Source organism: Buttiauxella cochleicola (assembly GCF_021282435.1).
GTDB classification, from domain to species: domain Bacteria; phylum Pseudomonadota; class Gammaproteobacteria; order Enterobacterales; family Enterobacteriaceae; genus Buttiauxella; species Buttiauxella massiliensis.
Genome location: NZ_JAJSOT010000001.1, coordinates 121,914 through 147,819, shown reverse-complemented (window position 1 = coordinate 147,819; position 25,906 = coordinate 121,914). Strand labels below are relative to the sequence as shown.

Here is a 25,906-nt window from a genome sequence, read left to right as displayed (position 1 = left end):
TGCCCTGTCTCTTTGGCAGGGCCATATTTAAATAACTGGATTGAAAAATGAGTATTACCATTGAAAGACTTCAGGAGATAATAAATCTCACTCTTGATGAATACGCAGACGATGCCGGCCAAACAGAAATTTATGAGATGGCAAAACAGCTAATTGCATACCGACTGTCTGACCTTGCCCCCCAGGTGTGGCAATACCGTGAGGCAGGAAGAGATGGAAAATGGTCTGCGTGGTGCCATATTACTGAAAAATACTTCAACCAGCATTTAGAAGTATGGAAGGGGTGTGCCGGAATATATGAAGGTGCAAAAGCAGAAATCAGACGTCTTGGCGTAATTAAATCGACTGCTGTTAATACCAACAAATCAGCGCCAATCAATAAGCATCACCTCAATTTTATGTTCAACAATCATCTTATACCCGGCAGAGAGCAGGCATTCGTCGAAAATATTCACGGAAAATTTGCTGGCAAGTGTTGAGGCAGAAGAAATACCGGAGTTGGCCTCCTTCGTAGCGCCAATTCCGGTATGTCCTGGGATGTTATGCGTTTAAACCAGCCCCCCACGAGTTTCGACATCAACAACCGCTCTCACAGCCCCGACCTTTATCCCGAAACTGCAAAGGAGATAGCTGGACATGATTCTTAAAGAATCGTGAGTAAACGGAATGCGAAGAGAACCCCAGGCAGTCGCTGATTTCCTGAATCGAGAGCGTTGATTCACGCAGCATACGCATCGACAGTAGCAACTGCTGCTGGTTTAGAAGCTGAGTGAAAGTCGCTGACTCGAGTTGCAGGCGGCGGTTGAGTGTCCAGCGGCTAATCCGCAGATCCTGGCATACCTTTTCCAGTATTGAGTTTGCTGAAGTTTCCTGCCCTGACAAATAACACTGTTCAATAATTGCATTCACCGCCGTGGTCAGCGGTGGCTCTTTGAAAATTTGTTTTTTGAGTGCGCTTACATGGCTCTTTTGTAAGCGATTTAGCAGCGGGTTAAATGAGGCGTTTTCACAATCCAGGTAGCGGTTTTCCAGAATAATGGCATCGTGCTCCTGGCGCAGCAAACAGGTTTTGTTAAACAGATCGTTCACCAGCGTCTGATGGTGAACCGCTGAGTCCGTAAGCTCTATTTGCATACTCATACCTGGGGAATAACTTTTCAATATACTGCCAAGCAACACCAGATTAAAGATGGCTGAAGGGTTATTAACAGAGTGTGGCGCCCGGTTTTTATATCTTATGCGAGTATGTGACTGCCCTTTTTCTATAAAAAGATCATCACAGTTGCCAATCAAAAACCGGTTATCCGAAAAACTCCATAATGCTGATTCCAGTGTTTTTTCATTCAGGCACAGACCTATTAACTCTGGAAAAATAGCGTGGGAATGTTCAACACTATTAATGTAAATAGTTTCCGGAATAGCACTCCCATAGAGCGTTTTGTTAAGCCCACTAATTTTTGCCATCAATTGGTAATGGTTATGTTCAGTAATACGCCCGTAGGGTTTGTCTATTTCATGAGTTGACAAACCCAGGCCCCCTAACAAGTTATTTGTGTCAATTCCTTTTTGACGTAAATTATTAAGACTTGTCCTATATATTGAATTAGATACGCTTCTGGTAAGCATGTGGACCTTGCACAAAGTTGAACGTTAATATTGTTTTTGTAATGTTAATGTATTGTAGCATCCTGCATTATTTTGAGATACCACTCACAAAAAAACGCCCTGCTCCCAGGAGCACAGAATTAGCTTTCCATTGCAAAGTCGCCCGCCATTTATCTGGTTATTATTCCGCTGCTGTTGATGTACTTACCTTTGCGAAACCTGGATATATACCCTACATAAATAAGGCCAATAACAATGGAATCCTTAAGCGTTAAATCAAAATTGAATACCCTGACAATCTGTCTCACCCTGGCATTAGCCGGGATGGTTTCTGGTTGTAATGACGACGATGATGACGACAGCCAGGAAGAACCGCCTGTCTCACAAGTAAAAGACGCCGCGTATTACCAAAAAATGGCCAAAGAAGCCGCCGGTAAAATGAGCGTTGAAGAAAAGCTTAATATGGTGGTCGGGCCTGGAATGGATCTAGGGAATGGTGAATTCCCGGCAACCAATAATAAAAATGATGTATCCGGTGTTGCTGGTTATATCAATGGCGTAAAAAGCGACAAACTGGATATTCCTGCGGCAAAATTAGCCGATGGTCCCGCCGGATTGCGTATCAATAGTACTCGAAACGGTAGTTCTGAAACTTTCTATGCCACTGCCTGGCCAATTGGTTCTTTGCTGGCTTCATCCTGGGACACAAAATTAGTGGCTCAAGTGGGTAAAGCGATGGGCGAAGAAATTAAAGAATATGGCGTCGACTTTATTCTCGCGCCGGGTATGAATATTCAACGTAACCCGCTGAACGGGCGTAATTTTGAATATTACTCTGAAGACCCATTGCTGAGCGGGAAAATTGCCGCCGCTATGGTTGACGGTGTGGAGTCAAATGAAGTCGGCACCACCATTAAGCACTTTGTTGCCAACAACTCAGAAACCAACCGTAACTCCATCGATACCATCGTTTCGCCGCGCGCAATGCGTGAGATTTATCTGCGCGGTTTCCAGATAGCCGTAGAAGAAGCGCAGCCGTGGGCGGTGATGTCGTCATATAACAAACTGAACGGTACTTACACCAACGAACGCCGCGACCTGCTGACCGATATTTTGCGTAATGAGTGGGATTTTAAAGGGCTGGTAATGTCCGACTGGCTCGCCGGGACTCCAGAACTGACCGGCTGGAAACAGCTAAAAGCGGGTAATGACCTGATTGAACCTGGTGGATTTACCGACCCGGTAACCGGTGCTTTCAACAATACCGGTGTGCTGGCCGCACTGAAAGACTCTTATAAAAAGGGGGATATTAGCGAAGCAGATGTCACGGTTAACGTGGAACATATTCTCTCGCAAGTCTTCCAGTCCCCTTCTTATAACAACTACGCCGCGTCCAATAAACCTGACCTCGAACAGCACCGAGTACTGGCACGCCAGGCTGCGGCAGAGAGCATGGTGTTGTTAAAAAATGACAACCAGGCGCTGCCATTAACACCGCGTTTGAAGCTCGCAAGTTTTGGGGTGAGCCAGATTGAAACTATCAAAGGTGGCACAGGTAGCGGCCAGGTTAACAATGAAGCGACCATTATGCTTTCCGAAGGCTTGCAACAGCAGTACACCGTTGATGAGTCGCTAACCTCATTCTATCGCGATTACTACGCGCAAAATAAAGTAGAGCACCCGGGCTTTGTGGCCTCGATCGGCACCTACTTTACCTGTGACGACCCGGCAATTGACCCGGCAGTGGTTGAAAGTGCTGCGCAGAACAATGATGCAGCACTCATCACTATCGGGCGAATCGCGGGTGAAGGTGTGGACCGCACCAATACCCGTGGCGACTACCTGCTGACCGAAAATGAACTCAATTTGATTCAGAATACGTCTGATGCATTCCATGCTGCAGGCAAGAAAGTGGTTGTCGTGCTGGATGTCTCTGCCATCGTCGATACCAGCGAGTGGGCCGATAAAGTTGATGCCATTTTGCTGTCATATCTGCCGGGCCAGGAGGCGGGCTTTGCCATCACCGACGTGCTCTCAGGCGTCGTCAACCCTGGGGGCAAACTGGCACAAACCATTCCACAGTCTTATGCCGATGTCCCTTCCGCAACCACCTTCCCGGGCAAAGACACCAACGGAGACGGCACACCAGATGAAATCTCTTATAACGATGACATCTACGTGGGCTACCGCTACTACAGCACCTTCAGCAAACCGGTTGCCTGGCCGTTCGGCTACGGCCTTTCTTACACCACCTTTGGTTATGACGGCGCGGCAGTCGAGTCGAACACCCTGAGTAATGGCGCAAAAGGTGGCATCACATTCAGCGTTTCGGTGACCAACACCGGCAACGTTGCCGGTAAAGAAGCAGCCCAGGTTTATATCAACGCACCAGAAGTTAAGCTGAAAAAACCCGCTCTTGAGCTTAAATCCTTCAGCAAAACAGACAGCCTGCAACCCGGTGCCAGCCAGAAGCTGACCTTCACTATCCCTGCCAAAACGCTGGCAAGCTTTGACCCGCAAAAGAACCAGTGGATTGTTGAGCCTGGCACCTACAAGGCCTGGGTGTCTCCTTCTTCCGACGTAACGGGTCGTGAACCTGTGACCTTCAACGTTAGCGAGGAAATTGTAGTCAGCAACACCACTCCGGGTGCGCTTGCACTGCCGGCGGGAGTGAACGCCGCTGATTTTGTCACCGTAAGTCAGTAAGTCAATCCAGGGCGAGTTCGTTCTCGCCCTGGTTAATAAGGCAATCAGTGTTAATGAGTAAACCGGTGTTCAGGCTGAGTTTTTCTCAGCCATTTTTAGCGCAGATGGTGACAGTGGTATTGCTCTGTGGTCTTGGCTATCAGTTGGCTGTCGCTACATGGCGTATTGGTGAAATGCTTTATCCGCAAACACCAATTCCGGCTCAGGCACACAACGCTAACCCGCAGGCCACACCTGCTGAAATCAGGTTCAAGACGCTATTCCCAGGCGGGGATAAAGAGATAGCACAAGTGGCAACACTCTCCTCGCTAAAAGTACGACTGACCGGGGTGATAGTCAGTAGCTCATCAGAAAGTTCACTGGTGATTATTGAGCAAGGTGGACATCAAAATAGTTACGGTATTCATGATGTTATCAACGGAACACAGGCGAGTGTCGTCGCGATTAAAGATGACCATGTTGAACTGCTTAACGGGGGGCAGCATGAAATCCTACGGTTGTATGACGACGCAGCCGCAAGCGTACCTGACACACTTGCGACTACCCGGAATCAGTTACTGAAAGAGCCGAAAAAATTGCTGGAGATGGTGGCAATCACACCGGTGAACAAAGACGGCGTGATGCAGGGATATCGCCTCAATCCAGGCAAAGAGGCCACGCTTTTTCAGCAAAGTGGATTACAGCCCAACGATTTGGCAATCGCCATCAATGGCTTTGACCTACGCGAGCCGCAAGAGGCCGCAAAGTTTATGGGCCAACTCAGCACATTGACGCAGCTTGATATCACTATTGTGCGTGATGATGCTGAGAAGAACATTTTTGTAGATTTATCAATAAAGTAAGGTTGGGTATGTCATTACAAATAACAAGAATTGCCCAGAGCCTCACTCTGCTGATGGCTCTCTTGCCTGCTGCCTGGGGAGCCAATTACAGCGCCAGTTTCAAAAGTACCGATATTCAGGAATTTATTAATATCGTCAGTAAAAACCTGCATAAAACCATCATTATCGATCCCGCCGTGCGCGGTGTCGTCAACGTTCGTAGCTATGACTCGCTCAATGATGAGCAGTACTACCAGTTCTTCCTGAGTGTGCTGGATGTGTACGGTTTCGCCGTAGTGCCAGGAGCCAGTGGCGTGCTGAAGGTGGTGAAAGCTGCCAATGCCAAAACCGCAGCTATCCCGCTGGCCGATGATTACCATGCGGGAACCGGTGACGAAGTGGTGACGCGCGTTATTCCGGTTTCAAACGTCGATGTGAAAGAACTCGCTCCACTTTTGCGCCAGCTTAACGATAACGCCGGGGCCGGAAATGTGGTGCATTACGAATCCGCCAATGTGCTGCTGGTGACCGGACGTGCGGCGGTTGTGAATCGTCTGGCAGAAATTGTGCGCCGCGTAGATTCAGCCGGTAATCAGCGATCGGACATCATTAAATTAAAGTACGCCTCTGCACGTGAGATGGGTTTAATCCTTAATGGCTTGAACAAAAACGACCGTAAAGGCAGCGGTCTGGCACCGAACGTGGTGGCTGATGAACGTACCAATAGCGTGGTGATTTCCGGCAGCGCGCAGGGACGCCAGCACTTAATCACTATCGCCCGTCAGCTTGACCGTGAAGAGCAAAACCAGGGGAACACTCGCGTTTTTTATCTTAAATACGCCCAGGCGAAAAACCTGGTTGCGGTCCTGAGCGGCGCAAACTCATCGCCATCCCAACCAGCCAAAGGTGAAACCGCGCCTGCCAGCACGGGTGCCGGTGCCAGCAGCAGTACATTTAACGGCAAAGAGGTCAGCATTGTTGCCGATGAACAAACCAACTCACTGGTTATTACCACGCAGCCTGATGCTATGCAGGCGCTGGAACAAATCATCAATCGTCTCGATATCCGCCGCGCCCAGGTGTTGATTGAGGCAGTCATTGTAGAAATGCAGGATGGCGACGCGCTCAATTTCGGCGTGCAGTGGTTTAACGAAAATGGTGGCGCAACCCAATTTACCAGCACCGGGCTGCCGATAAGCGCCGTGGTCGCCGCCGAAAACCGGAAAAACGGCTCGTCTGGCAGTGCTGCCTTACTCAGTAGTTTTAACGGTATCGCCGCCGGTTTTTATAACGGTAATTGGGGCGGGCTGGTTACAGCACTTGCCAACAACTCACGCAGCAATATTCTCGCCACGCCAAGCATCGTTACGCTCGATAACAAAGAAGCGGCCATAAACGTTGGCCAGGAAGTCCCGGTCATTACCGGCAGCCAGGCCAGTACAACCGGCAGCGTGTACAACACTGTCGAGCGCAAACGGTGGGCACTAAGCTCAAGGTTATCCCGCAGATTAATGACGGTGAAAGCGTGCTGCTTAATATTGAGCAGGAGGTTTCAAGCGTGGCCTCCGCCAGTTCCGTTGATTCATCTTCGGCCGGGAGCGATCTGGGTGCCACGTTTAACACCCGCACCATCAACAATGCGGTAATGGTCAGAAGCGGCGAAACCGTGGTGCTCGGCGGCTTGCTGAACAACCAAACCACCGAGAGCGTCAGCAAAGTACCGATCCTCGGTGATATTCCGCTGCTCGGTTATCTGTTCCGCTACAACAGCACCAGCACCAGCAAACAAAACCTGATGGTGTTCATTCATCCGGTCATCCTGCGCGATGGCGCCAGTTATAACGGCGTCTCCAATGAAAAATATCGCCAGTTCCGTGATGAACAAAAATCCGATCGTCTCAATCGCGATCCTCTCGCCCTCCCCACCCCTGACCTGACTCTGCCTGCAACACCGGGTGCCCGACCGCGCGGAGGCTTCTTCAATGAGTGAGGAGCGAAAATGGGTAAAGCTCCCCTTTAGCTTTGCCCGCGATCACGGCGTGCTGGTGCAGTGGCAAAATGAGACGCCAGTGCTGATACATCATGGCGAACTCAGGCCACAAATCCTGCTGGAAATACGTCGTGTCATGCGCCAGTCATTTTCGGTTAACGCCGTCGCCGCAGCGCAATTTGAGCAACTCTTGATCAAAGAGTATCAACGCGATGGCAGCGAAGCGCGCCAGTTAATGGAGGATTTGGGTAACGACGTGAGTTTTAGCGATCTCGCCGGGCAGCTGCCTGGTACGCAAGACCTGCTCGATATGGAGGATGATGCGCCGATAATTCGCCTGATCAACGCCATGCTGGGCGAAGCGATAAAACTTGCTGCCTCCGATATTCATATTGAAACCTACGAGTCCCGGCTTGCGATTCGCTTTCGTATCGATGGTGTTTTACGTGAGGTTATCCAGCCACAGCGCCAACTGGCGGCGGTATTTATCTCACGCATCAAAATCATGGCACGTCTCGATATTGCCGAGAAACGTGTTCCGCAGGATGGGCGTATTAGCCTGCGTATAGGCGGGCGGGCCGTCGATGTCCGTGTCTCAACGCTGCCTTCAAGCCACGGGGAAAGGGTCGTGCTGCGCCTGCTGGATAAAAACACCGTCCATCTGGCGCTCTCTCACTTGGGAATGTCAGCGGGTTTACAGCAGACCATGTCCACACTGGTGCGTAAGCCGTATGGCATTATTCTGGTCACCGGCCCAACGGGTTCGGGTAAGTCCACCACTCTTTATGCCGCGCTATCTGAAATTAATAACCACGAGCGCAATATTTTGACGGTGGAAGACCCCATCGAATACGACCTCGATGGCATCGGCCAGACACAGGTCAATATTAAAGTCGATATGACTTTTGCCAGGGGGTTGCGCGCAATCCTACGCCAGGATCCGGATGTGGTAATGATCGGCGAAATCCGCGATACCGAAACCGCGAAGATTGCCGTTCAGGCCTCATTGACCGGGCATTTAGTCTTCTCGACGCTGCATACCAACAGTGCCATTGGTGCCATTGCTCGCTTGCGAGATATGGGCGTGGAGCCGTTTTTGCTCGCCTCTTCACTTACGGCAGTGCTTGCCCAACGCCTGGTGCGCACACTCTGCCTGCACTGCAAAACCCCGCAATTGTTGGATGAACAGCAACGCCTGCGTTACGGCTTTGGCAGCGATGTTACCCACCTATGGCAACCGGTCGGCGGTGAATGCTGCAACCACACCGGCTATCGCGGGCGCACCGCGCTACACGAATTGGTTGTTATCGATGAATCCGTTCGCAAAGCGCTTAACCACGATGCTACGGAGGATGAGCTGGAAGCGCTTATTCGCACCAGTACACCGGCCTTGCGCGATGACGGCCTGGAAAAGGTGCGGCAAGGCGTGACGTCACTCGAAGAAGTGCTCCGCGTGAGCCGGGAGGAATAATCATGGCTGATTTCCGCTGGCAGGCACTGGACAGTAAAGGCAAGTCAAAACAAGGTTCGCTTGAGGCGGATTCCGTCCGTCACGCTCGCCAACAACTGCGCGAAAGGCAATTACTCCCTGTCTCAATTAGCGAAGTGGGCGCATCAACAAGCGCCTCCCGTCATTTTTCATTCCGCCGCGCCCCGGGAATGCGCAAAAGTGAATTAACCCTGTTTACCCGCCAGCTTGCCACGCTTCTGGGATCGGCAATTCCGCTGGAGGAAGCCCTGAATGTGGTCTCGCACCAGACGGAAAAAGCCCGCATCCAGAGTGTGATTAACGGCGTGCGTAGTCGTGTCCTTGAAGGGCAAACGCTGGCAAAAAGCATGGCTGCGAGCCCTGCCGCCTTCGATGACCTTTACTGCGCCATGGTGGCGGCTGGTGAAAAGTCTTCCCACCTCGATGATGTATTAATGCGGCTGGCAAATTACACCGAGCAGCGTCAGCAGATGCAAAACAAGCTGCGCCAGGCGATGGTTTACCCCTGTGTTCTTACCGTGGTGGCTGTAGGTGTCATCGCCATCTTACTGGTGACGGTCGTCCCTAATGTGGTGGAGCAGTTTGTCCACATGAAACAGGAACTGCCGCTCAGTACCCGCCTGCTGATGGGATGCAGCGAAATGCTGCAACGTTTTGGCGTGCTTTTTCTGGTTGCCATAACCGGTGCGGCACTTTACTGGCGTCGCTGGTTAAAAACCCCGGCAAATCGCCTGCGTTATCACAATTTAGTGCTGCGTTTGCCAATAGCAGGCAGGCTTAGCCGGGCCACCAATACCGCCCGTTTTGCCAGCACACTCAGTATTCTCAATGCCAGCACCGTACCGCTACTGGATGCCATGCAGATCAGTGGTGAAGTGCTGCAAAACGCTGAAGCGCGTCTACGCATCAATCTTGCCCAACAACGAGTACGCGAAGGCAGCACCTTGCGCGGAGCCTTAGAACAGACGCGCCTGTTCCCACCGATGATGCTGCATATGATTGCCTCCGGCGAACGAAGCGGCACCCTGGATAGCATGTTGTCTCGTGCAGCTGACAACCAGGATAACGCGTTACAGCAAGAGATGACCCTCGCACTGAGCCTGTTCGAGCCACTGCTGGTGGTCAGTATGGCAAGCGTGGTGCTGTTTATCGTGCTGGCAATTCTCGAACCTATTTTGCAACTAAATAACATGATCAGTCATTGAAAAGGAGTCGTTATGCGTAAGCCTCAGCAGCAAGGTTTTACCTTGCTGGAAATTATGGTGGTGATCGTCATCCTCGGGATTCTTGCCAGCATTGTGGTACCGAATCTGATGGGTAATAAAAATCAGGCCGACCGACAAAAAGCGGTCACCGATATTGTGGCACTCGAAAATGCGCTGGATATGTACACACTCGACAATGGGCGCTACCCCACCACCGAACAGGGGTTAGATGCGTTACTCAACAAACCGGAAGCCGCACCGGTGCCGAAAAACTACAAACAGAACGGCTATATAAAACGCCTTCCGGAAGATCCATGGCAAAACGCTTATCAACTTGTCAGCCCCGGCGAGCATGGCTCGGTTGATATCTTTTCCGCAGGCCCTGATGGGCAAGCGGGCAACGATGACGATATTGGCAACTGGGATATGAGCGGAGCCAAAAGCTAATGAGCAGGGCTACGAGCAACCGGGGATTTACGCTCATCGAAATGATGCTGGTCGTGGCAATCATCGCTACGGCATCAAGTCTGGTTGTGATGGCGTTACCGGCAAACTCCCCCAAAAAACAGGGGCGCGAAATGCTGGCCCGGCTTGCCGATGCCATTCCAGTGCAACGCATGGAAGCGATGGCTCAGGGTTCATTATTGGGCCTGAGCATCAGGGCTCACGGCTATCAATTTATGGTGCAGGATCTCAGCAGTTCTCGCGGCTGGCGGGCTATATCAGCAGTGGAGCAACCTGATGGCGAAACCATCACATTACAGCTGACGCAACAGGATCTACTGCTTGACGAATCACCAGCAGATGAACAGGACGATAAGCCGCAGTTGCTGCTGTTTCCCGGTGGTGAAGTCACTCCATTTGAGCTGCGCGCCTTCGCGCAAAGAAAGGCCATCGCGACATTAATCGTCAGCGAAGCAGGTGAAGTGCAGTTGGTTGATGCTACGGACACCACACCATGAAGCAACGCGGAATGACATTACTGGAAGTGATGGTGGCAATGGTCATTTTTGCCGGCGCCAGCCTTGCATTAATGAACAGCCTCAGTAGCCAAATGATGGCACTGCAATCTATGGAAGAAAGCTTGTTTGGCAGTTGGGTCGCGGAAAATCAGATGGTCGATCTGCGCCTGGCTGGAGGTTGGCCAGCGCTGGAAAAGGTTTCCGGAAAAGAGCCGTTCGCAGGGCGTAACTGGTACTGGCAACGCCTGGGAGAGACTACAAGAGATCCATTGTTACGCGCCGTTGAAATCCAGGTGCGTTCCACGCCGAACGACGATCCGCGCATTCAACTGCGTAGCTATTTTTTCCGTCAGCCATGAACAGCAATCAGCGGGGTTTTACGCTTTTGGAAGTGCTGGTCGCATTGGTGATTTTCGCCCTACTAACCCTCACGGCTCAGGCGGTATTTCAGGGTGTATTACGTAACAACGCCGTGACCCAGGCAAAGATCTCACGGCTGACCGAGCTCAGTTTTGCCATGCAGCAACTGGAAAATGACTTTATCCAGAGCTTCCCACGCACCGTGCGTGAGGCGGGCGCTCCGGGGAATACGGTGTTTAGCGCAGCCGATGGCCTGCTGCAAAGCAAAGGTGATGGCGTGATATTTACCCGCAGCGGTTGGTTTAATCCCGATGCCCGCCTGCGCCGCAGCGAGCTGCAAAAATTGGGCTGGCGTTTACAGGATTCACAACTTGAACGAGTGACATGGCGTTACCCGGATAACCTACCGGGCACCGAACCTAACCAAACTGTGGTGCTGAAGTCGGTGCGGCAATTCCGCCTACGTTATTACCGCGACGGCCACTGGTTAACACAATGGACGGCGGTGCGCGAACTGCCACAAGCGGTGGAGGTCACGCTGGAGTTACCCGATTACGGTCTCATTACGCGGCGCTTTCTGCTGGCCGCAAGTGAGAATGCCCAATGAAATATCAAAGAGGTATGGCTTTGCTTGTCGTCTTACTTTTGCTTTCTGTTATGGCTCTTCTGGCTTCGCAAATGACGGCCCGTTACCGGCAGATGTGGCAGCGCAGCCATACGCTACTGAGTCAATTACAGATGCATGAGTATCTTCTGGGAGGTGAAGCATTCGTCGCCCGAGTGTTATATCAGGACATGATGGATAGCCCACAAAAAACCTCCCGAGCGCAGTATTGGGCCACACAGCAAGAGGTCTGGCCGATTAACGAGGTTGCACTGCGTGCTGAGATCCGTGATGAGCAAGCCTGCTTTAATCTCAACAGCCTACAAAACCATGACGAGAATAACCCGGACAATCTGGCCCAGTATCGCGAACAGGTATTTGTCTCCCTTTTACAGGGGCTTGAGGTAGACAACCTGCGCGCCCGGAAGCTCGCGGCGACCGTCGAGGATTGGTTGGATGCTAACAGTGACCCACAACTATTAGGGGCAGAAGACCATGACTACATGGCGCTTAATCCGCCCTATTTGCCCGCTAACCAACCGATGAGACACCTGAGCGAATTACGTGCCGTCAAAGGTATAAGTGGAGAGTTATATCAAGCACTCAAGCCACTGGTTTGCGCTATTCCCGAGCGATCTCTTGCGGTGAATATCAACACGCTTGAGGAGCCACAGGCGCCGCTGTTGTCTGCACTGTTTCTGAATATCCTGTCCGTTCAGTCAGCCCGTGAGCTGATTAAACGCCGCCCGACGGAAGGTTGGAAAAGTGTCGATGAGTTTTTAGCCCTTATTCCTGGCGGCGATGAGCGTATCGCCGGCCCCGAAATTTCTCGATCTCTTACGGTGAACAGTGACTATTTTGTTTCGTCGCTCACCATCGAAAACCAACAACAACACAGCCGAATGATCAGCCATTTTTATCGCGCCAGCGACCGCAAGGTTATTGTTCGCAGTCGTGAGACGGGAGTTTGGCCATGAGTGAAACTTTATTAATCCGTCTCGCAAGCCATGCACATCAACCCATGTTCTGGTGGCTATTCTCCGCAGACGATCGGCTGTTGTTTTCCGGCGAGGTGCCCGATGCAGCAATGCTCGCAAGCTTGCAGGAATATGCCAATGGCAACCAGGTAATTGCGCTGGTGCCAGCCTGCGATTTGGTGCTGCGCTCCGTCAACTTGCCAGGAAGACTGACGCATAAAACGCGCAACGCGCTGCCTTTTCTACTCGAAGATGAAGTAGTTGAAGACCCGGCCCGATTGCATGTGGCGGTGCTTGCCCACGAATCACCATCAGTTCATCTGGCCGCGGTAGAACACACCTTAATGCAGGAGTGGTTGCGTTGGCTGGATGAGGCCGGTTTGCAAGCCAGCCGGATGCTGCCTGATGTTTTAGCGCTGCCGCAAACTGTAGGTGGGTATCGCTGGTCACTTGATAAACAGCATCTGATTCGTGAATCGCGCTGGCAAGGCATGGTGCTTGAAGATGAATTGATAACCTGTTTACCCGCAACGCAAGTCTCCGGGTGGCAAACCACAACACAAACCATGCCGCTGCGCGCGGTCCATCTTCCGCCCGTCTCCTTGCTGCAAGGCACATATCGCCCACAGAGGAATAAATCCGGCAGCTTTGGTGTGTGGCGCACGCCAGTGTATTTGCTGGTCGCAAGCCTGGTTATGGTACTTGCAGCCCGTGGGTTGGAGAGTCTCAGCCTGAGCCACCAGCAATCTGCGCTTCAGGAGCAGATGACAGCTGTCTACCGCCACGCCTTCCCGGATAGCAAACCGGTGAGTGACCCGTGGTTTGCATTTAAAAAGAAGATGGAGGAGCGAAACAGCCAATTCCTGCCTTTAGCCCGAACACTTGATAGCGTGCTTCCCTCTACTGTTCGCGTGCAAACATTGCAATTTGATGCTGCGCAAAAGGAGCTGCAAGCGCAACTCTCAGGCACATCGACCATCGCATTACAGGCTATCGAACAGCGAATTCCCGCCGGATTCTCACTGCGCATCGCTGAAGAAAACACCAGATCGGGAACGGTTACGGTTTATCTCAACCGGAAACCAAAACGCCAAAAAGAGAATCACCCGGCAATGTCGCGCCTTGAGCAAATGAAGGCACAGTTGGCCCAGATGCAAAGTGAGATCGGGCAAAAAACGGCGATTTCGCTGCCAGTCACCAATATGGCCGATGTAATGACCCGCACCAGCACCGATGCACATCTGCCTGCCCCGCCAGTGACGCAAAACGACAATGCGCTGGAGATCAGATACGCCACGCCACTGCCTTTTATTTCGCTGGCAAACTGGCTACAAACCCTTGAACTTCAATATGGCATCGTCCCGCAGCAGGTTGAACTGACCGATAAAGGCCAGGGCAATGTGCAGGTGGAGCGTTTAATGCTATCCGGGCGTAGCCGCTCATGAAAAGACGATATTTGCTACTGCCGTTGGTACTGGGTTACCTGTTGGGGCTGATGTTGATGATACCCGCCCGCCTGGTCATAGCCTGGTTACCTTTGTCCGCGGGAGTCTCATTACTGGGCGCCAGCGGCACGCTCTGGCAAGGCCAGGTGCAGTCCTTAGTGCTGGGCAAGCAACAAGTTGGCCCACTTAGCTGGAACTGGCGTAGTGCGGGATTGTTCGAGGGAAAGATCGCGGCAGATATTGAACTGGCTGATCCTCGCATGATTAACGGTCACGGGATCGTTGGCTGGAACGGCGAATGGAGCATTCAGGAGGCTACGCTGCGTTTCCCGGCAGCGGTTTTGGGCAATGCCATGCGACTTTCAGCCGAACTCAGTGGCGACATAAACGCTCATCTGACACAGCTTCGTTTTACTCCTCGCAACTGTATTGAGGCAGTAGCCGATATTCGCTGGAGTAATGGGAACCTGGTGGATATCGCCGCGACTGTGAATACCGGCGATACCCGCCTGCGCATCAAGTGCGTGAACCAGCAATGGCTTGCCGACATCACGCAAACCTCCGAACAACTTCACAGCAAAGGGCAGCTCTTGTTACAGGGAGTACAACAGTATCGCTTGCAAGGTGAGGTCACGCCCGGCCCTACGTTCCCGACTGCGTTATTGATGCTACTGGCGCAAAGTGCCGGTCATGAATCACAAGGCCGTTATACCTTCGAAACATCAGGGCGTTGGTAAGCGCCTGTAAGAGGAACATGAACCATGTACCAGGATTTTTTCGCGCTGAATGCGGCACCCTTTACGCTCTCGCCCGACCCCGATTATCTCTATCTTAGCCCGGCGCATCGGGAAGCCCTGAACCTGCTGCATCACACCATTGTGTCAGGTGGTTTTATGACCCTGGTAGGTTCACCCGGCACCGGTAAAACCACCCTGACTCGCCATATTTGCCTGCATGCGGGAGTCGAAACCGAAACGGCATATTTGATTGCCCCGTTAAATTCCCCCATAGCGCTAATGACGCAAATTTGCCGCGCGTTTCATCTGCCCGAAGAAACCGATCTGGAGACCTTTTTACGTCATAACCACAGGGGGCGAAAACAGGCGGTATTGCTAATCGATGAAGCGCAGCATCTCTCCCTGGCCCAGCTTGAAGCACTGTGCGCCCTGACCAATATTGAAACTGACGACAGAAAATTGTTGTCGATTGTGCTTATCGGCCAACCAGAACTTGAAGATAACCTCGACCACTCCAGCCTGGTTCAGGTTAAGCAACGCGTGACAGCACGCTATTTCCTCACACCGCTGTCGGCCGAAGATGTAGACGCGGCAGTGCGGTTTCGCCTGCAAAAAGCGGGCTGTTTGCACCCTATCTTTTCGCGTGGTGCTGTCAGTGTCATTACGCGCACCAGCAAAGGTATTCCGCGCATTATCAATCGCCTTTGCGAGCAAATGTTAGTGGATGCAGCGCTGGAAAGGCGCTGGCGCATAACCTCATCACATGCCGCGCAGGCTGCTCACAAGGTCACGGGGCGGGTCGATATTGGCGGAATGCCCGGAGCCATGACCCTCGTCGTGGCCTGCATGCTTGTGTTTGTTGTCGGCGGGTTTAGCTGGAAACAGTGGGGATGGCTGCCGCAACCGCAAGTACGCACCGTCAAAGTTCCGGTGAGTATTGCACCCGACCCTAAAGCTCAGGCGTCGTTTGCGGCTGCTGTAAATAAGGCCCGCAATCAGAGTGATGCCTTTTCGTTACTGAGCGCAACCTGGGGTTATGAGAGTACGGATGACATATCGCCATGCGAGACAATATCCCCCGCTGGGCTGCGCTGCTTTCGCACTTTTGGCGAGTTAAGTGAGTTAGTTTCCCTGAATTATCCCGCTGTCGTGCATCTCAAAGATAAGACTTTTGGCCACTGGTTTGCGGTGCTCAGCCACGTCAACGATGGCAAGGCATCACTTCTTTTCGCCAACCAGGAATGGGAGGTTTCCCTCGACTGGCTTAATCAGCGCTTTCAAAAAGATGCCACGTTAATCTGGCAAATGCCTGCCAGCGGCGTGACTCACGTCACCAATCATAGCCCGACAGAAGATATTCAATGGGTGGCTCAACGACTCACGACAGCATTAAAAACGCCGGTGAGTGAAAAGAGTGCAAAAATTCAGGCGGGAATCCTCGCATATCAAAAACTGCAGCACCTGCCTGCTGATGGGATTGCAGGAGAGCAAACATTACTGCGCCTGAGCAACCAGCCTGGACTGGAGATCCCTACCCTTGATGGCACGATTCCTGCCCGCGACCAGGCGACCAACAACACGACGCAGCAGGAGAAACCATGAACCTGTCACTTACTCTCAAACCACACTCGAGATTGTCAGCTAAAGGGTTTCTGATTTTAACCTGGTGTTCGTGCTTAACCTTTGCGGCACTCTCAGGGGCTGCTGCCTGCTACGGCTGGTACAGCCTGCATAATCCGCCGACTATCAAAAGAGTTGAAGTACTACATCAGGCAACCCAACCCTGGCGCATTGTTAGCAACACGCTGACGTTTAATACACAGCCTTTGCCTGCCGAACCAGAAGCAGAATCGGAAGCCGTTCCAGAGGAAGAGTCACCAGAGGCCGAAGAACCAGGCAGCGTCGTGTCGGATGAAAAAATGGCGAATGAAGATACCTATCCAGGCCTTGAGCAGTTATCCGAAGACGCTCGGCGGCGAATGCCTTCCATCAAATACAATGCTCACGTGTACTCCAGTGAAACGGGCAAAAGCGTTATCAATCTTAACGGCAATGATTATCACGAGGGAGCCGCAGTCGGTGCCGGAGTAAAGCTTATGAAAATTGAACCTGATGACAGTATTTTCTCGTTTGAAGGGCAAACGTTCCGCGTAACGGCACTGTCGGACTGGTGATGGTGATGGTGTTAATTGAACTAGCTTCTTTTTATCCCATCACCTGGGGCGCAATGCTGGGTGTTCTGGGGTTACTGATCGGTAGTTTTTTAAATGTTGTCGCCTGGCGTTTACCCAAAATGCTCGCCGACCAGTGGCAGGATGAGGCTTTGCTTACGCTGAATATCCCAGTCCCTTCCCGACCTACCTATAATTTGTGCTGGCCACTCTCAACCTGCTGTTCTTGCCAGCATCCAATATTACGCCGCGATTTACTACCGGTCGTGAGTTGGTGCCTGTTGCGCGGGAGAAGCCGTTGCTGCCAGCAACCCATTCCCGTGCGCTACCCGCTGGTCGAATTAACCTGTGCTACGTTATTTGTCTTTGCAGGAGTGTTATGGCCACCTGGAATACAGCTCGCGGCGAGTTTGTTTTTTATATCTGTGTTATTAACGCTTGCTGTTATAGATGCGCGGACGATGTTATTACCCGATGCCCTCACCCTACCCTTAATTTGGTGTGGTTTGCTGGTGAACTTTAACGGTTGCTTTGTCACCCTACAGGATGCAGTGGTCGGTGCTATGTGCGGCTATCTGGCGTTTGCGTTGCTGTCAGTCATTTTCACAAAATTGACCGGGAGAGCCGCACTTGGCGGTGGCGATGCTAAATTATTGGCGGCTATTGGTGCCTGGTTAGGCTGGGAAGTTTTGCCACAATTAGTCATGATTGCGGCTATGGGTGGCTTATTGGCGGCGGTAATTATGCATTTATTGAAACGCCAAAAGCTAAACCAGCCAGTAGCCTTTGGCCCCTGGCTTATTCTTTCTGCTGGTTATTTTTTGTACCTTACAGCTTAACATTTTGACAACCCGCAGTTATTCAGGTGACGACGCACGGTATGTCGCGCCTGGCGCACTTGCTTTCACATAATGCTGTAATACTTTACTCATTGGCATATGCAAATTTTGCTGTAATGGCGGGACGGGCGACATAAACCATTTGTTATACAGTTCGACGTATTTTCCACTGTTGATAACTTCGCCTAAAGATTGATTAACCAGACCGGTTAATTCAACGGAATCTTTTGCCATCATTAAGCCATAAGCATCCATATCGCCGAAGTCGACATAACTGATGACATAATTCTCGGGGTCACCAGCTTTAAATGCGGCGAGTAAGACCTCGTCGTTAGCTAACATTTTGACGTTTTCAGACTTGAGGAGTGTTAAAGCCGAAGCAAAATCTTGGGTCGTTACCATCAGAAGCGAATAATCCAGTTTACGGTTCAGTTTGTTAACACGCTCAATGGCGGAACCACCAGAAACGGCTGCAATTGTTTTACCCCGCAATTGACTTGCTTCCTGAACAGATTCCTTTTTCTTAGAAAGTAACACTGTCGTGGTAATAAAATAGGGGTTAGAGAAATTATAACTTTTAAGGCGTGAATCTGTACGGGTAATTGCCGAACATGTCATATCAACAGTATGTTCTTTTACTTTTTGTAAAGTTACACTCTGTTTTTCCCCAACCCAATTAATCTCAATATGAGGGATATTTAGCTCTTTTTCTAGCTGTTCAACAACATCACGACATATATCAATCGCCATACCTACTGGCTTGTCATTATCAACATATGAGAAAGGGAAATCATTATACGAATAGCTCAATGTTATTTTGTGATTTTTCTTTATATTCACAAGGCTATCATTTGCATGAGTATAAAACGCTGGAAATGCACACATAACAAATAAAAGAGATAAATACTTTTTCATAAAAATGCCAATATAGAATATATACACCCAATACCTTGAACGTTGCCATCATCGATGATGAGCCACACAACCTTATGCGCGCTGAAGATGACACACAAGCCAGCGACATTAAAGAATTATCCATAAATAAAAATTTAGCTGATGTAGATGTCAATATCCTTCTTGATATTGGTTAATACGAGGAAGGTGATTCGTTAACAGTTGGTTGCCATAGTGATCTGTTTGCCTGAGTGGATAAGCCATTACACCGTCCACTCAGGCAATAAATAATTATTTCTGCACTTCTTTAATTTTCACAACATCATCCTTACTGATAGGTGTTGCACCACTCCCCCAATTCCCTCTCACATAATTAACCACATTAGCCATTTCATCAACTGACATCGAATCTTTATATGCTGGCATTCTGAAGGAAATATTACCCTTGGTTTGCGGTGTTTGTGCACCTTGATAAATAACCGAAATCAGTGATGCTGGATCTTTCGCCGTGACTATTGAGTTATTCACTAAAGAAGGCACGGTAAAATCTTTGCCTTTACCGTCATCACCATGGCAGGTCGAACAATACATCGAATAGAGTGTTTTCCCATCCGTCGGTGAATAAGTTATTGAGCCATCTTTTGCAACGGGCGTTGAGTTTTTGTGATTGAAGTTCAGCAAATAAAAGGAAATAGCATCTAAATCACCATCGGTAAGATATTGCGTACTTTGCGTAACGACTTCACTCATTGGCCCCGATATTGCCCCATGCTGGCTTCTTCCCTCACGCAGAAGATCTTTTAATTCCTCAGCTGACATCGAGATATTTCGTAGTGATGGCGCATACCAGCCATCAATTGTTGCGCCACTAAGGTAAATATCGCTGGTTCCATCATAGGCTTTTTCCTGCATTGATGCGCCTCTTGGCGTATGACAGGCACCGCAATGGCCTGGACCTTCAACCAAATAAGCACCACGGGTCAGTAATTCTTTATCCTGCTCCGTAGTTTTTAGCGCTGCATTATCGGGATGAGCATCCTCAACATATAACCAATTCCAGATGTGCAGTGGCCACCTGGCGGAGAGCAGCCATGGAATATCATTCTCTTTATTTTTCACGTCAGCGGCGGGAACCTCTTTCATGAAATAGTCATAGAGATCGCGAATGTCCTTATCGGACATCCTGGCATACGAGGGATAAGGCATTGCGGGATAGAGTGGATGACCATCTTTCGCAATCCCCTGCCTTACTGCCTTCTCAAAATCTTCATACGAATACTGACCAATACCGGAGGTTTTATCTGGCGTAATGTTGGTGGCGTAAATATTCCCAAGCGGCGTGGAAAATGCTTTCCCTCCCGCCATCGGTTGGCCACCTTCGGCGGTATGGCAAGCCACACAGTCCGAAACCTTTGCCATGTATTCACCCGCGGAGATGGCCGCTGCATGACCGGTATATAAAATGCATCCGATAGCTAATAAAGTCTGTTTCATGTCAGCTCATCCCATCGCCTTGAGTTCATTGACCGCGCGCCACGCCTGGTCAATCGCGGTATGCGCATAGGCATCCCAGTCTGAATCGGAGTTCGCAATCGCGATTCGCCCGATAGGCTTACGCGCCCGTTCAATAATTTCCGGCATCTTATCCATATCATCGAACAACGCACTGGCGTAATAAGCGTAGCCATGAGCCCAGCGGTTCACGGTTATAGCAGTGATATCCCGTTCATGATCAAATCCGGTTTGCCCCAGCATTTCCTGAAGCTGTTCGCGGATCATCTTTTCATGAGCATCAAAAGTGGTGCCGAGCAAATATGCTCGCCCCTGGCGGAACTGTTCGCGGGCACTCATTTTGCTGCCCGGGTATGTGGGTACATAAACCATATGCAGGCACATAGGTTCATCCGGGTTTTGCGGGTGGTGATAACTTCCCATGCTCACCGGATAGTCGAGCTTCACGCGGCTGTAAGGGGCCGCAGGAGAATAGAATTCGTGGATACCTAGTTTGGTGAAAGCATGCCAGTTCTTGACCACCACATTGGTGTATACCAGCGGCGCTTTGACGTTCAGGCGCAAGTCAGCCTTTTGCTCTTCCGGGGTTTCAGGCACCAGATACGGGATCATCATGTTGTAGCCCGCCATGATGGCCTTACGCCCTTTGACGCGATGCGCTTTGCCGTCATTAACGTAGGTCACCACCACGCCATCATCGGTATTGGCCGCATTAATCACAATGCTGCTCAGGCGAATGCGGGTACTGTTCTCTTTGTTATCGAGTTTTTGATAATTCAGCCTGGAGGTGATGGAGTCTTCCATCGTGTTGCCAGGTAGCGCTTCGGGCACCAGGTGCCTGACTATCAAACGAGCCAGGCCCGCATTACCATCAGGTAAATGATAGACATAAGGCTCTTCCAAATCGGCAAGGGATTCTTCATCGAGAGGAGGCAAGCCCATCTTGTCCATTCCCGGCAATGCGCAAGTGCGAGCATCACCACAACTCACACCTTCAATGCCGATAGCAAAGAAGTCATTGGTGCGTTGCTGGAAATACATGATGGCCATTTTGCTCAGCCCCACTTTTTCCACCAGGAAATCCCGGTAGCTGTGAGTGTCCATCCATTCGGTTTTCTCGTCTACCGACATCCCTTTCAGGTAATCCTGCGGATTAACATACAAATCCAGAATGGCTTTGCGGTCGCTCTCACTTAACGGGAAATCATTGATAAATGCCTCAAGGCTGCGGCCATTGAGTCTGTCTGGCGGGATATCATCGGCGACTGCGCGCCCAGGATCGCCGCCAACAATTTTGGTTTCACCGAAGTTCTTTTTGTCGAAGAAAACCCCACGGCTCAGATTTAAGTCCGGGTAAAAATTGACCTCAAAGCTCTGCTTCATGCGCGCTACGCTAACGCCGACTTTAGACATCAGGCCATTTACCACCGGGCTAAAGTTACGCGTTGGCGACTGAAAGGCTTCGCTACCGCCGTAGCCAATGATTTTTTTGCCGCCGGCGTTAAACTCATTGCGCTTCGCGTGCCCGCCAAAATCATCATGGTTATCAAGCACCAGCACTTTGCTCTCTTTACCCATCAGGTCGTGCCAGAAACTGGCTGCCGCAAGGCCGCTTAACCCGCCGCCGACAATAACCAGATCGTACTCTTCTTCAATCGGAAGATGGTCAGTACTGAATTTTTCATGGTCACGGCCAATGGCGTGCGCCATCTCGAATGAGCCGGGATGGTTACCGCGTAACCCGGTAAGTTGGGGTGGATAGTAATCCTCCCCGATAACCGCGCGGGCATTACCGGCAGCTTTGGCAAGGTCAAGAGGTGTTAACCCTGCTGCAATAGTGATGGCAACTCCGTTGAGAAAATCACGTCTGGTTATGGACATAAAAGACCTTACTTATTTAGCCTGTGGTTTTAATTCTTCATCCAGCTTCTTAGAGTCGTAGTAATCGCCTTGCCATGTAATCTTGCCATTATTGACGGTGATATAGCTGACGCCTTCAAATTTAATCGGGTTATTGGTTGCCGGGCTGCCAGCCCACTCACCGCTATTTTTGCCGCTAAATTCCCAGCGGAAGGCGATGGTGTCGTGGTCATAGACTGGCTTGCTGGTCATTTTCCATGTCAGGTCCGGTACGGCTTTAATAAAAGCGCCTATAACGTCTTTTTCCGCGTTTGCCTTCCCGTTAACCGGCGTGCCATTTGCTGCATCGTAATAAACCACGTCTGAGGCTAAATATTGTGCAGCTTTTGCCGAATCATGGGCGTTCCATGCGGACATATAATCTTTAACCACCGTCAACGGGGAAACATCCGCCAACGCCAGATTTGAGAATAGAGCGAAGGAGAGTACGGCAACTTTTATTGCTTTCATTTCATCACCTTAATTTTAAGAGTCAGAGGTATCGCACATAATGTGTTTCACACGGGTGTACTCATCGAGCGAGTAGGAAGACAAGTCCTTCCCATAACCGGATTTCTTGAAGCCGCCGTGGGGCATTTCAGCGCACAGCGGTATATGGTTGTTAATCCACACCGTGCCAAAATCGAGACGCATGCTGAAGCGTTGGGCGCGGCCGTGATTACTGGTCCAGACACTGGATGCCAGGCCATATTCCACGTCATTCGCCTTATCCAGCGCCTCTTCTTCTGAGGAGAATTTCTGCACGGTCATCACTGGGCCAAAGACTTCGTGCTGAATCGCCTCGTCGCATTGTTCAAGGCCGGAAATAATCGTCGGTTCGAAATAAAAACCAGGGCCAGCGCCAGGCTTACCGCCGGTTTCGATTTTGGCGTGCGCCGGCAGTCGGCTAATAAAACCTTTAACCTGCTCTAACTGATTGCGGCTGTTCAGTGCGCCGTACAACGCATCCTTATCTTCCGGCACGCCGAATTTGATTTCGCGGGTTTTGCTTACCAGCTTTTCGAGGAATGATTCATAAATGGAATCTTCAATCAGAATGCGCGTCGCCGAGGTGCAATCCTGACCTGCGTTAAAGAAGCCCGCGGTAGTGATAATGTCTACCGCTTTATTAATGTCGGCATCGGCAAAAACGATAACCGGTGCTTTGCCGCCAAGTTCGAGGTGAGCTTTGGTGAGGTTTGCAGCAGCAGATGCCGCTACCTGTAAACCCGCACGTACCGAGCCGGTGATTGAAACCAACGACGCTTCTGTGCTCGATACCACCAGGGAGCCAGTTTCAGCTTTGCCAAGCAGCACGTTAAACGCGCCCTGTGGGAAAATTGGCGCGGCAAGTTCCGCCAGAATTAAGGTGCTGATAGGCGTGGTATCGCTAGGTTTAAGCACCACGGTGTTCCCTGCCGCCAATGCCGGGGCAATTTTCCACACCGCCATCATAAACGGGTAGTTCCACGGCGTGACTTGGCCGACAATCCCTAACGGCTCGCGGCGAATAGTTGAAGTTAAACCGGGGGTATATTCATATGAGGCTTTGCCTTCAAGACATCGCGCCGCACCGGCAAAGAAACGCAGTGCATCGCAGGATGCTGCGATCTCTTCCTTTTCGATAAAGTGGCGTAACTGCCCTGTTTCCTGACTTTGCGCTAGCGCCAGTCGGTCCACATTGTGTTCAATCGCGTCGGCCAGTTTTAACAGTGCCAGCTGTCTTTGGGACGGGGTTGAATGTTTCCAGACGGCAAACGCGCTTTTCGCTGCGCTATAGGCCTGATCTACCTCGCTACGGCCTGCACCTGGCGACAGCGCGTAGGTCTCTCCGTTGACCGGGCTTACCAGCTCAAAGAGGTTATCCTCCGAACCTGCTACATATTGCCCATTGATAAAATGCTTCAGGATGTTCATTACGCTCTCCGCTCGTTAAAACATAAACTATATTATGTAATATGTTTTATGTGGCGCGAATTCAATAACATTTTGCTAACAACATGATATACATCCCATTCCGACGTGATATTTTAATGTGCAATTGCGCAGCGTTCATAAAGCGCGATGGAAAGGTTCCAAACGAGCGACATATGTTGCATGTGGACCAGCATCAACACATAAGCATTCCTTCATTAACAAGGGGTTGTATGCTATGTTCAGTGAACTATTTAAAGGATTATCTCACCAGGGAAAATTATGATTACTCATGCGGTGATATTCGCGCCAATAGGCCAGGCCAGCCGTTCCGATCAGATAGTTCAGCGTCTTTCAAATGCCATTATTACCGGCTTGCTTGAGGCAAATGAGCAATTACCGAATGAAGCCGACCTCGCAAAAATGATGGGGGTTTCGCACATCACCATCCGTGAAGCGTTAAATACGCTGCGTGCCAACAAATTAATTCACACTGTGCGTGGGCGTAATGGCGGTAGTTTTGTTTGCGAGCAAGTCTGGGAATTCAGTAATACCCTTAATCCATTTAAGACCCTAAGTACCGATTATTTGTCGGATTTAGGTGAAATGCATTGCGCTATTATTAGCCACAGCACACGTCTGGCATCACGTCGTATGACGAACGCAGATATCACTCGCCTACGTGAATTTGTTGAAGTGCTCAATTTAGCGACATCACCTGAAGCACGCACTCAGGCTGATATGCGTTGTTTGTTAGCCATAGCCGCCTGTTCTCAGTCAGCGCGTCTCGCTAACCAGGAGCTAATTTTGCAGTCCGAATGGTCGTCGCTGGCGGCTATTTTGTTCCGTTCAGAAAATATCCACCGTGAGATTGTTGAGCTATACACCACGTTAATTAATACTCTGTCTTCACACAATGAATCCGAGTCAGTTAACATCGCCAAAAAGCTAATCGATACGTTTACTTTCTATCTGATAGAAAATAAATTGAAATACAGTGCAACCTGACAAACTATAAAAATAGGCATAAATATGCTATTAACAACATCACTCCATGCCCTTACCGAAAAAATTGATAGCATCATTAACTCCACCATTGAATCCACCGGTTTGCTTGCCCGTGACATTGAAACGTCACTGGCAGAAATTGAGGATGTTAATCTGGAGCATTTGCTTGAGCCTTCCGTCAGAAAAACCATTCAGGATCACATCAAAGCGACCTTAAACAGTAATGTTTACTGCTCCGGTGCTGGCTTCGCCAGCCATATCGAAGGCTCAGGAAGTAATAAAGAGTTTTGGCTGCTCGAGTGGTGGTATAAGAAAGCTGATGGTGTAAAACAGGTGAATCTTGATTTAGACCAGGCCACGCAACAGCGTCTGGATTTCAGAACCTTTGAGTGGTTTAAGCAAGCTCCAGCTGTCGGTAACGCATTTATTCATGGCCCCTACGTCGACTATATCTGTAATACGTCTTACACCATCACTAGCGCTGTACCGGTTTATTTTAATCAGCAATTCTTAGGTGTAGCTGCAATAGATTTATTGGTCAGCCGCGTTGAGGATGAGTTATTACCTTACGCTGCCGATAATAAAGTCATTCTGACCAACAAAGACAGCAGGATTGTTTTTTCAACGCATCCTCGTTTCCGGGTGGGCGATTTGCTGGATATCAGTGTGGCGAAGATTGTCTTTGAGAATGATTACTTTAATTTGTATCAGGCTACATAAATTTAGGGAGGATTAGCGTTTAGCGCTAATCCTCCCTTTAAATACGCA

At 50.3% G+C, this 25,906-nt stretch carries 23 protein-coding genes and 1 pseudogene; 18 read left to right on the top strand and 6 right to left on the bottom strand.

Going from position 1 to position 25,906, the window contains the following annotated elements; translation table 11 throughout:
* Positions 1-47 precede the first annotated feature (47 nt).
* A complete protein-coding gene (locus LVQ77_RS00655; protein ID WP_232903389.1) occupies positions 48-479 on the top strand; it encodes a hypothetical protein in 432 nt (143 codons plus the stop codon).
* Between the two features lie 97 nt (positions 480-576).
* Here the strand turns inward: LVQ77_RS00655 and LVQ77_RS00650 are convergent, their stop codons facing one another.
* Entirely contained in the window at positions 577-1,134 is a 558-nt protein-coding gene (locus LVQ77_RS00650) for a helix-turn-helix domain-containing protein (protein WP_232903388.1), read from the bottom strand.
* A 726-nt stretch (positions 1,135-1,860) separates the two neighbouring features.
* Between LVQ77_RS00650 and LVQ77_RS00645 the strand changes: the two genes are divergently transcribed.
* The 15 genes and pseudogenes from LVQ77_RS00645 to LVQ77_RS00575 all read left to right on the top strand — a co-directional run bounded on the left by LVQ77_RS00645 (position 1,861) and on the right by LVQ77_RS00575 (position 17,911).
* Entirely contained in the window at positions 1,861-4,311 is a 2,451-nt protein-coding gene (locus tag LVQ77_RS00645; RefSeq protein WP_232903387.1) for a beta-glucosidase, read from the top strand.
* A gap of 53 nt (positions 4,312-4,364) precedes the next feature.
* Positions 4,365-5,153 carry a type II secretion system protein GspC gene (gene gspC / locus LVQ77_RS00640; RefSeq protein WP_232903386.1) on the top strand — a complete coding sequence of 263 codons (789 nt, stop codon included), beginning with the start codon at positions 4,365-4,367 and terminating at the stop codon, positions 5,151-5,153.
* Between the two features lie 8 nt (positions 5,154-5,161).
* A pseudogene (gene gspD / locus LVQ77_RS00635) lies at positions 5,162-7,122 on the top strand (type II secretion system secretin GspD).
* The gene (gspE, locus tag LVQ77_RS00630) at positions 7,115-8,593 is read left to right on the top strand and encodes a type II secretion system ATPase GspE (protein WP_232903385.1); all 1,479 of its coding nucleotides are present in this window, start codon (positions 7,115-7,117) and stop codon (positions 8,591-8,593) included. The pseudogene gspD and the gene gspE overlap by 8 nt, the downstream one beginning before the upstream one ends.
* Before the next feature lie 2 nt (positions 8,594-8,595).
* Positions 8,596-9,816, top strand: a complete 1,221-nt coding sequence (gspF, locus tag LVQ77_RS00625) for a type II secretion system inner membrane protein GspF (protein ID WP_232863479.1) — start codon at positions 8,596-8,598, stop codon at positions 9,814-9,816.
* A 12-nt stretch (positions 9,817-9,828) separates the two neighbouring features.
* On the top strand, positions 9,829-10,263 hold the full coding sequence (gspG, locus tag LVQ77_RS00620; RefSeq protein WP_232863478.1) for a type II secretion system major pseudopilin GspG: 435 nt from the start codon (positions 9,829-9,831) through the stop codon (positions 10,261-10,263).
* A complete protein-coding gene (gspH, locus tag LVQ77_RS00615; RefSeq protein WP_232903384.1) occupies positions 10,263-10,778 on the top strand; it encodes a type II secretion system minor pseudopilin GspH in 516 nt (171 codons plus the stop codon). Before gspG ends, gspH begins: the two co-directional genes overlap by 1 nt.
* Positions 10,775-11,137, top strand: a complete 363-nt coding sequence (gene gspI, locus LVQ77_RS00610) for a type II secretion system minor pseudopilin GspI (protein ID WP_232863476.1) — start codon at positions 10,775-10,777, stop codon at positions 11,135-11,137. Before gspH ends, gspI begins: the two co-directional genes overlap by 4 nt.
* Positions 11,134-11,745 carry a type II secretion system minor pseudopilin GspJ gene (gene gspJ, locus LVQ77_RS00605; RefSeq protein ID WP_232903383.1) on the top strand — a complete coding sequence of 204 codons (612 nt, stop codon included), beginning with the start codon at positions 11,134-11,136 and terminating at the stop codon, positions 11,743-11,745. Before gspI ends, gspJ begins: the two co-directional genes overlap by 4 nt.
* Positions 11,742-12,719, top strand: coding sequence for a type II secretion system minor pseudopilin GspK (gene gspK, locus LVQ77_RS00600; RefSeq protein ID WP_232903382.1), 978 nt, complete (start codon positions 11,742-11,744; stop codon positions 12,717-12,719). The genes gspJ and gspK overlap by 4 nt, the downstream gene beginning before the upstream one ends.
* Positions 12,716-14,164 (top strand): type II secretion system protein GspL, encoded by a 1,449-nt coding sequence (gene gspL / locus LVQ77_RS00595; RefSeq protein WP_232903381.1) that lies wholly within the window; start codon positions 12,716-12,718, stop codon positions 14,162-14,164. Before gspK ends, gspL begins: the two co-directional genes overlap by 4 nt.
* A complete protein-coding gene (locus LVQ77_RS00590; RefSeq protein ID WP_232903380.1) occupies positions 14,161-14,901 on the top strand; it encodes a type II secretion system protein N in 741 nt (246 codons plus the stop codon). Before gspL ends, LVQ77_RS00590 begins: the two co-directional genes overlap by 4 nt.
* 24 nt (positions 14,902-14,925) lie before the next feature.
* Positions 14,926-16,503, top strand: coding sequence for an ExeA family protein (locus LVQ77_RS00585; RefSeq protein WP_232903379.1), 1,578 nt, complete (start codon positions 14,926-14,928; stop codon positions 16,501-16,503).
* Positions 16,500-17,075, top strand: a complete 576-nt coding sequence (locus LVQ77_RS00580) for a general secretion pathway protein GspB (protein WP_232903378.1) — start codon at positions 16,500-16,502, stop codon at positions 17,073-17,075. Before LVQ77_RS00585 ends, LVQ77_RS00580 begins: the two co-directional genes overlap by 4 nt.
* Positions 17,076-17,080: 5 nt before the next feature.
* Complete coding sequence (locus LVQ77_RS00575; RefSeq protein ID WP_232903377.1) at positions 17,081-17,911, top strand: prepilin peptidase; 831 nt, start codon at positions 17,081-17,083, stop codon at positions 17,909-17,911.
* 18 nt (positions 17,912-17,929) lie between these two features.
* Here the strand turns inward: LVQ77_RS00575 and LVQ77_RS00570 are convergent, their stop codons facing one another.
* The 5 genes from LVQ77_RS00570 to LVQ77_RS00550 form a co-directional block, all read right to left on the bottom strand.
* Positions 17,930-18,826 carry a transporter substrate-binding domain-containing protein gene (locus tag LVQ77_RS00570; RefSeq protein WP_232903376.1) on the bottom strand — a complete coding sequence of 299 codons (897 nt, stop codon included), beginning with the start codon at positions 18,824-18,826 and terminating at the stop codon, positions 17,930-17,932.
* Between the two features lie 270 nt (positions 18,827-19,096).
* Positions 19,097-20,299: a cytochrome c gene (locus tag LVQ77_RS00565; RefSeq protein ID WP_232903375.1), complete on the bottom strand. Its 1,203-nt coding sequence runs from the start codon at positions 20,297-20,299 to the stop codon at positions 19,097-19,099.
* A gap of 6 nt (positions 20,300-20,305) precedes the next feature.
* Complete coding sequence (locus LVQ77_RS00560) at positions 20,306-22,198, bottom strand: NAD(P)/FAD-dependent oxidoreductase (RefSeq protein ID WP_232903374.1); 1,893 nt, start codon at positions 22,196-22,198, stop codon at positions 20,306-20,308.
* Between the two features lie 12 nt (positions 22,199-22,210).
* Positions 22,211-22,687, bottom strand: coding sequence for an ester cyclase (locus LVQ77_RS00555; RefSeq protein ID WP_232863465.1), 477 nt, complete (start codon positions 22,685-22,687; stop codon positions 22,211-22,213).
* A gap of 15 nt (positions 22,688-22,702) precedes the next feature.
* Positions 22,703-24,133: a gamma-aminobutyraldehyde dehydrogenase gene (locus LVQ77_RS00550; RefSeq protein ID WP_232903373.1), complete on the bottom strand. Its 1,431-nt coding sequence runs from the start codon at positions 24,131-24,133 to the stop codon at positions 22,703-22,705.
* Positions 24,134-24,412: 279 nt separating this feature from the next.
* Between LVQ77_RS00550 and LVQ77_RS00545 the strand changes: the two genes are divergently transcribed.
* Entirely contained in the window at positions 24,413-25,138 is a 726-nt protein-coding gene (locus tag LVQ77_RS00545; protein ID WP_232903372.1) for a FadR/GntR family transcriptional regulator, read from the top strand.
* A 24-nt stretch (positions 25,139-25,162) separates the two neighbouring features.
* Positions 25,163-25,858 (top strand): cache domain-containing protein, encoded by a 696-nt coding sequence (locus tag LVQ77_RS00540; RefSeq protein ID WP_232903371.1) that lies wholly within the window; start codon positions 25,163-25,165, stop codon positions 25,856-25,858.
* Positions 25,859-25,906 lie beyond the last annotated feature (48 nt).

What these genes read in the sequence shown, in the direction of transcription:
- LVQ77_RS00655 (WP_232903389.1), top strand. Translation starts at nt 48, where the DNA reads ATGAGTATTACCATTGAAAGACTTCAGGAGATAATAAATCTCACTCTT.
- LVQ77_RS00650 (WP_232903388.1), bottom strand. Translation starts at nt 1,134, where the DNA reads ATGCAAATAGAGCTTACGGACTCAGCGGTTCACCATCAGACGCTGGTG.
- LVQ77_RS00645 (WP_232903387.1), top strand. Translation starts at nt 1,861, where the DNA reads ATGGAATCCTTAAGCGTTAAATCAAAATTGAATACCCTGACAATCTGT.
- gspC (WP_232903386.1), top strand. Translation starts at nt 4,365, where the DNA reads ATGAGTAAACCGGTGTTCAGGCTGAGTTTTTCTCAGCCATTTTTAGCG.
- gspE (WP_232903385.1), top strand. Translation starts at nt 7,115, where the DNA reads ATGAGTGAGGAGCGAAAATGGGTAAAGCTCCCCTTTAGCTTTGCCCGC.
- gspF (WP_232863479.1), top strand. Translation starts at nt 8,596, where the DNA reads ATGGCTGATTTCCGCTGGCAGGCACTGGACAGTAAAGGCAAGTCAAAA.
- gspG (WP_232863478.1), top strand. Translation starts at nt 9,829, where the DNA reads ATGCGTAAGCCTCAGCAGCAAGGTTTTACCTTGCTGGAAATTATGGTG.
- gspH (WP_232903384.1), top strand. Translation starts at nt 10,263, where the DNA reads ATGAGCAGGGCTACGAGCAACCGGGGATTTACGCTCATCGAAATGATG.
- gspI (WP_232863476.1), top strand. Translation starts at nt 10,775, where the DNA reads ATGAAGCAACGCGGAATGACATTACTGGAAGTGATGGTGGCAATGGTC.
- gspJ (WP_232903383.1), top strand. Translation starts at nt 11,134, where the DNA reads ATGAACAGCAATCAGCGGGGTTTTACGCTTTTGGAAGTGCTGGTCGCA.
- gspK (WP_232903382.1), top strand. Translation starts at nt 11,742, where the DNA reads ATGAAATATCAAAGAGGTATGGCTTTGCTTGTCGTCTTACTTTTGCTT.
- gspL (WP_232903381.1), top strand. Translation starts at nt 12,716, where the DNA reads ATGAGTGAAACTTTATTAATCCGTCTCGCAAGCCATGCACATCAACCC.
- LVQ77_RS00590 (WP_232903380.1), top strand. Translation starts at nt 14,161, where the DNA reads ATGAAAAGACGATATTTGCTACTGCCGTTGGTACTGGGTTACCTGTTG.
- LVQ77_RS00585 (WP_232903379.1), top strand. Translation starts at nt 14,926, where the DNA reads ATGTACCAGGATTTTTTCGCGCTGAATGCGGCACCCTTTACGCTCTCG.
- LVQ77_RS00580 (WP_232903378.1), top strand. Translation starts at nt 16,500, where the DNA reads ATGAACCTGTCACTTACTCTCAAACCACACTCGAGATTGTCAGCTAAA.
- LVQ77_RS00575 (WP_232903377.1), top strand. Translation starts at nt 17,081, where the DNA reads ATGGTGTTAATTGAACTAGCTTCTTTTTATCCCATCACCTGGGGCGCA.
- LVQ77_RS00570 (WP_232903376.1), bottom strand. Translation starts at nt 18,826, where the DNA reads ATGAAAAAGTATTTATCTCTTTTATTTGTTATGTGTGCATTTCCAGCG.
- LVQ77_RS00565 (WP_232903375.1), bottom strand. Translation starts at nt 20,299, where the DNA reads ATGAAACAGACTTTATTAGCTATCGGATGCATTTTATATACCGGTCAT.
- LVQ77_RS00560 (WP_232903374.1), bottom strand. Translation starts at nt 22,198, where the DNA reads ATGTCCATAACCAGACGTGATTTTCTCAACGGAGTTGCCATCACTATT.
- LVQ77_RS00555 (WP_232863465.1), bottom strand. Translation starts at nt 22,687, where the DNA reads ATGAAAGCAATAAAAGTTGCCGTACTCTCCTTCGCTCTATTCTCAAAT.
- LVQ77_RS00550 (WP_232903373.1), bottom strand. Translation starts at nt 24,133, where the DNA reads ATGAACATCCTGAAGCATTTTATCAATGGGCAATATGTAGCAGGTTCG.
- LVQ77_RS00545 (WP_232903372.1), top strand. Translation starts at nt 24,413, where the DNA reads ATGATTACTCATGCGGTGATATTCGCGCCAATAGGCCAGGCCAGCCGT.
- LVQ77_RS00540 (WP_232903371.1), top strand. Translation starts at nt 25,163, where the DNA reads ATGCTATTAACAACATCACTCCATGCCCTTACCGAAAAAATTGATAGC.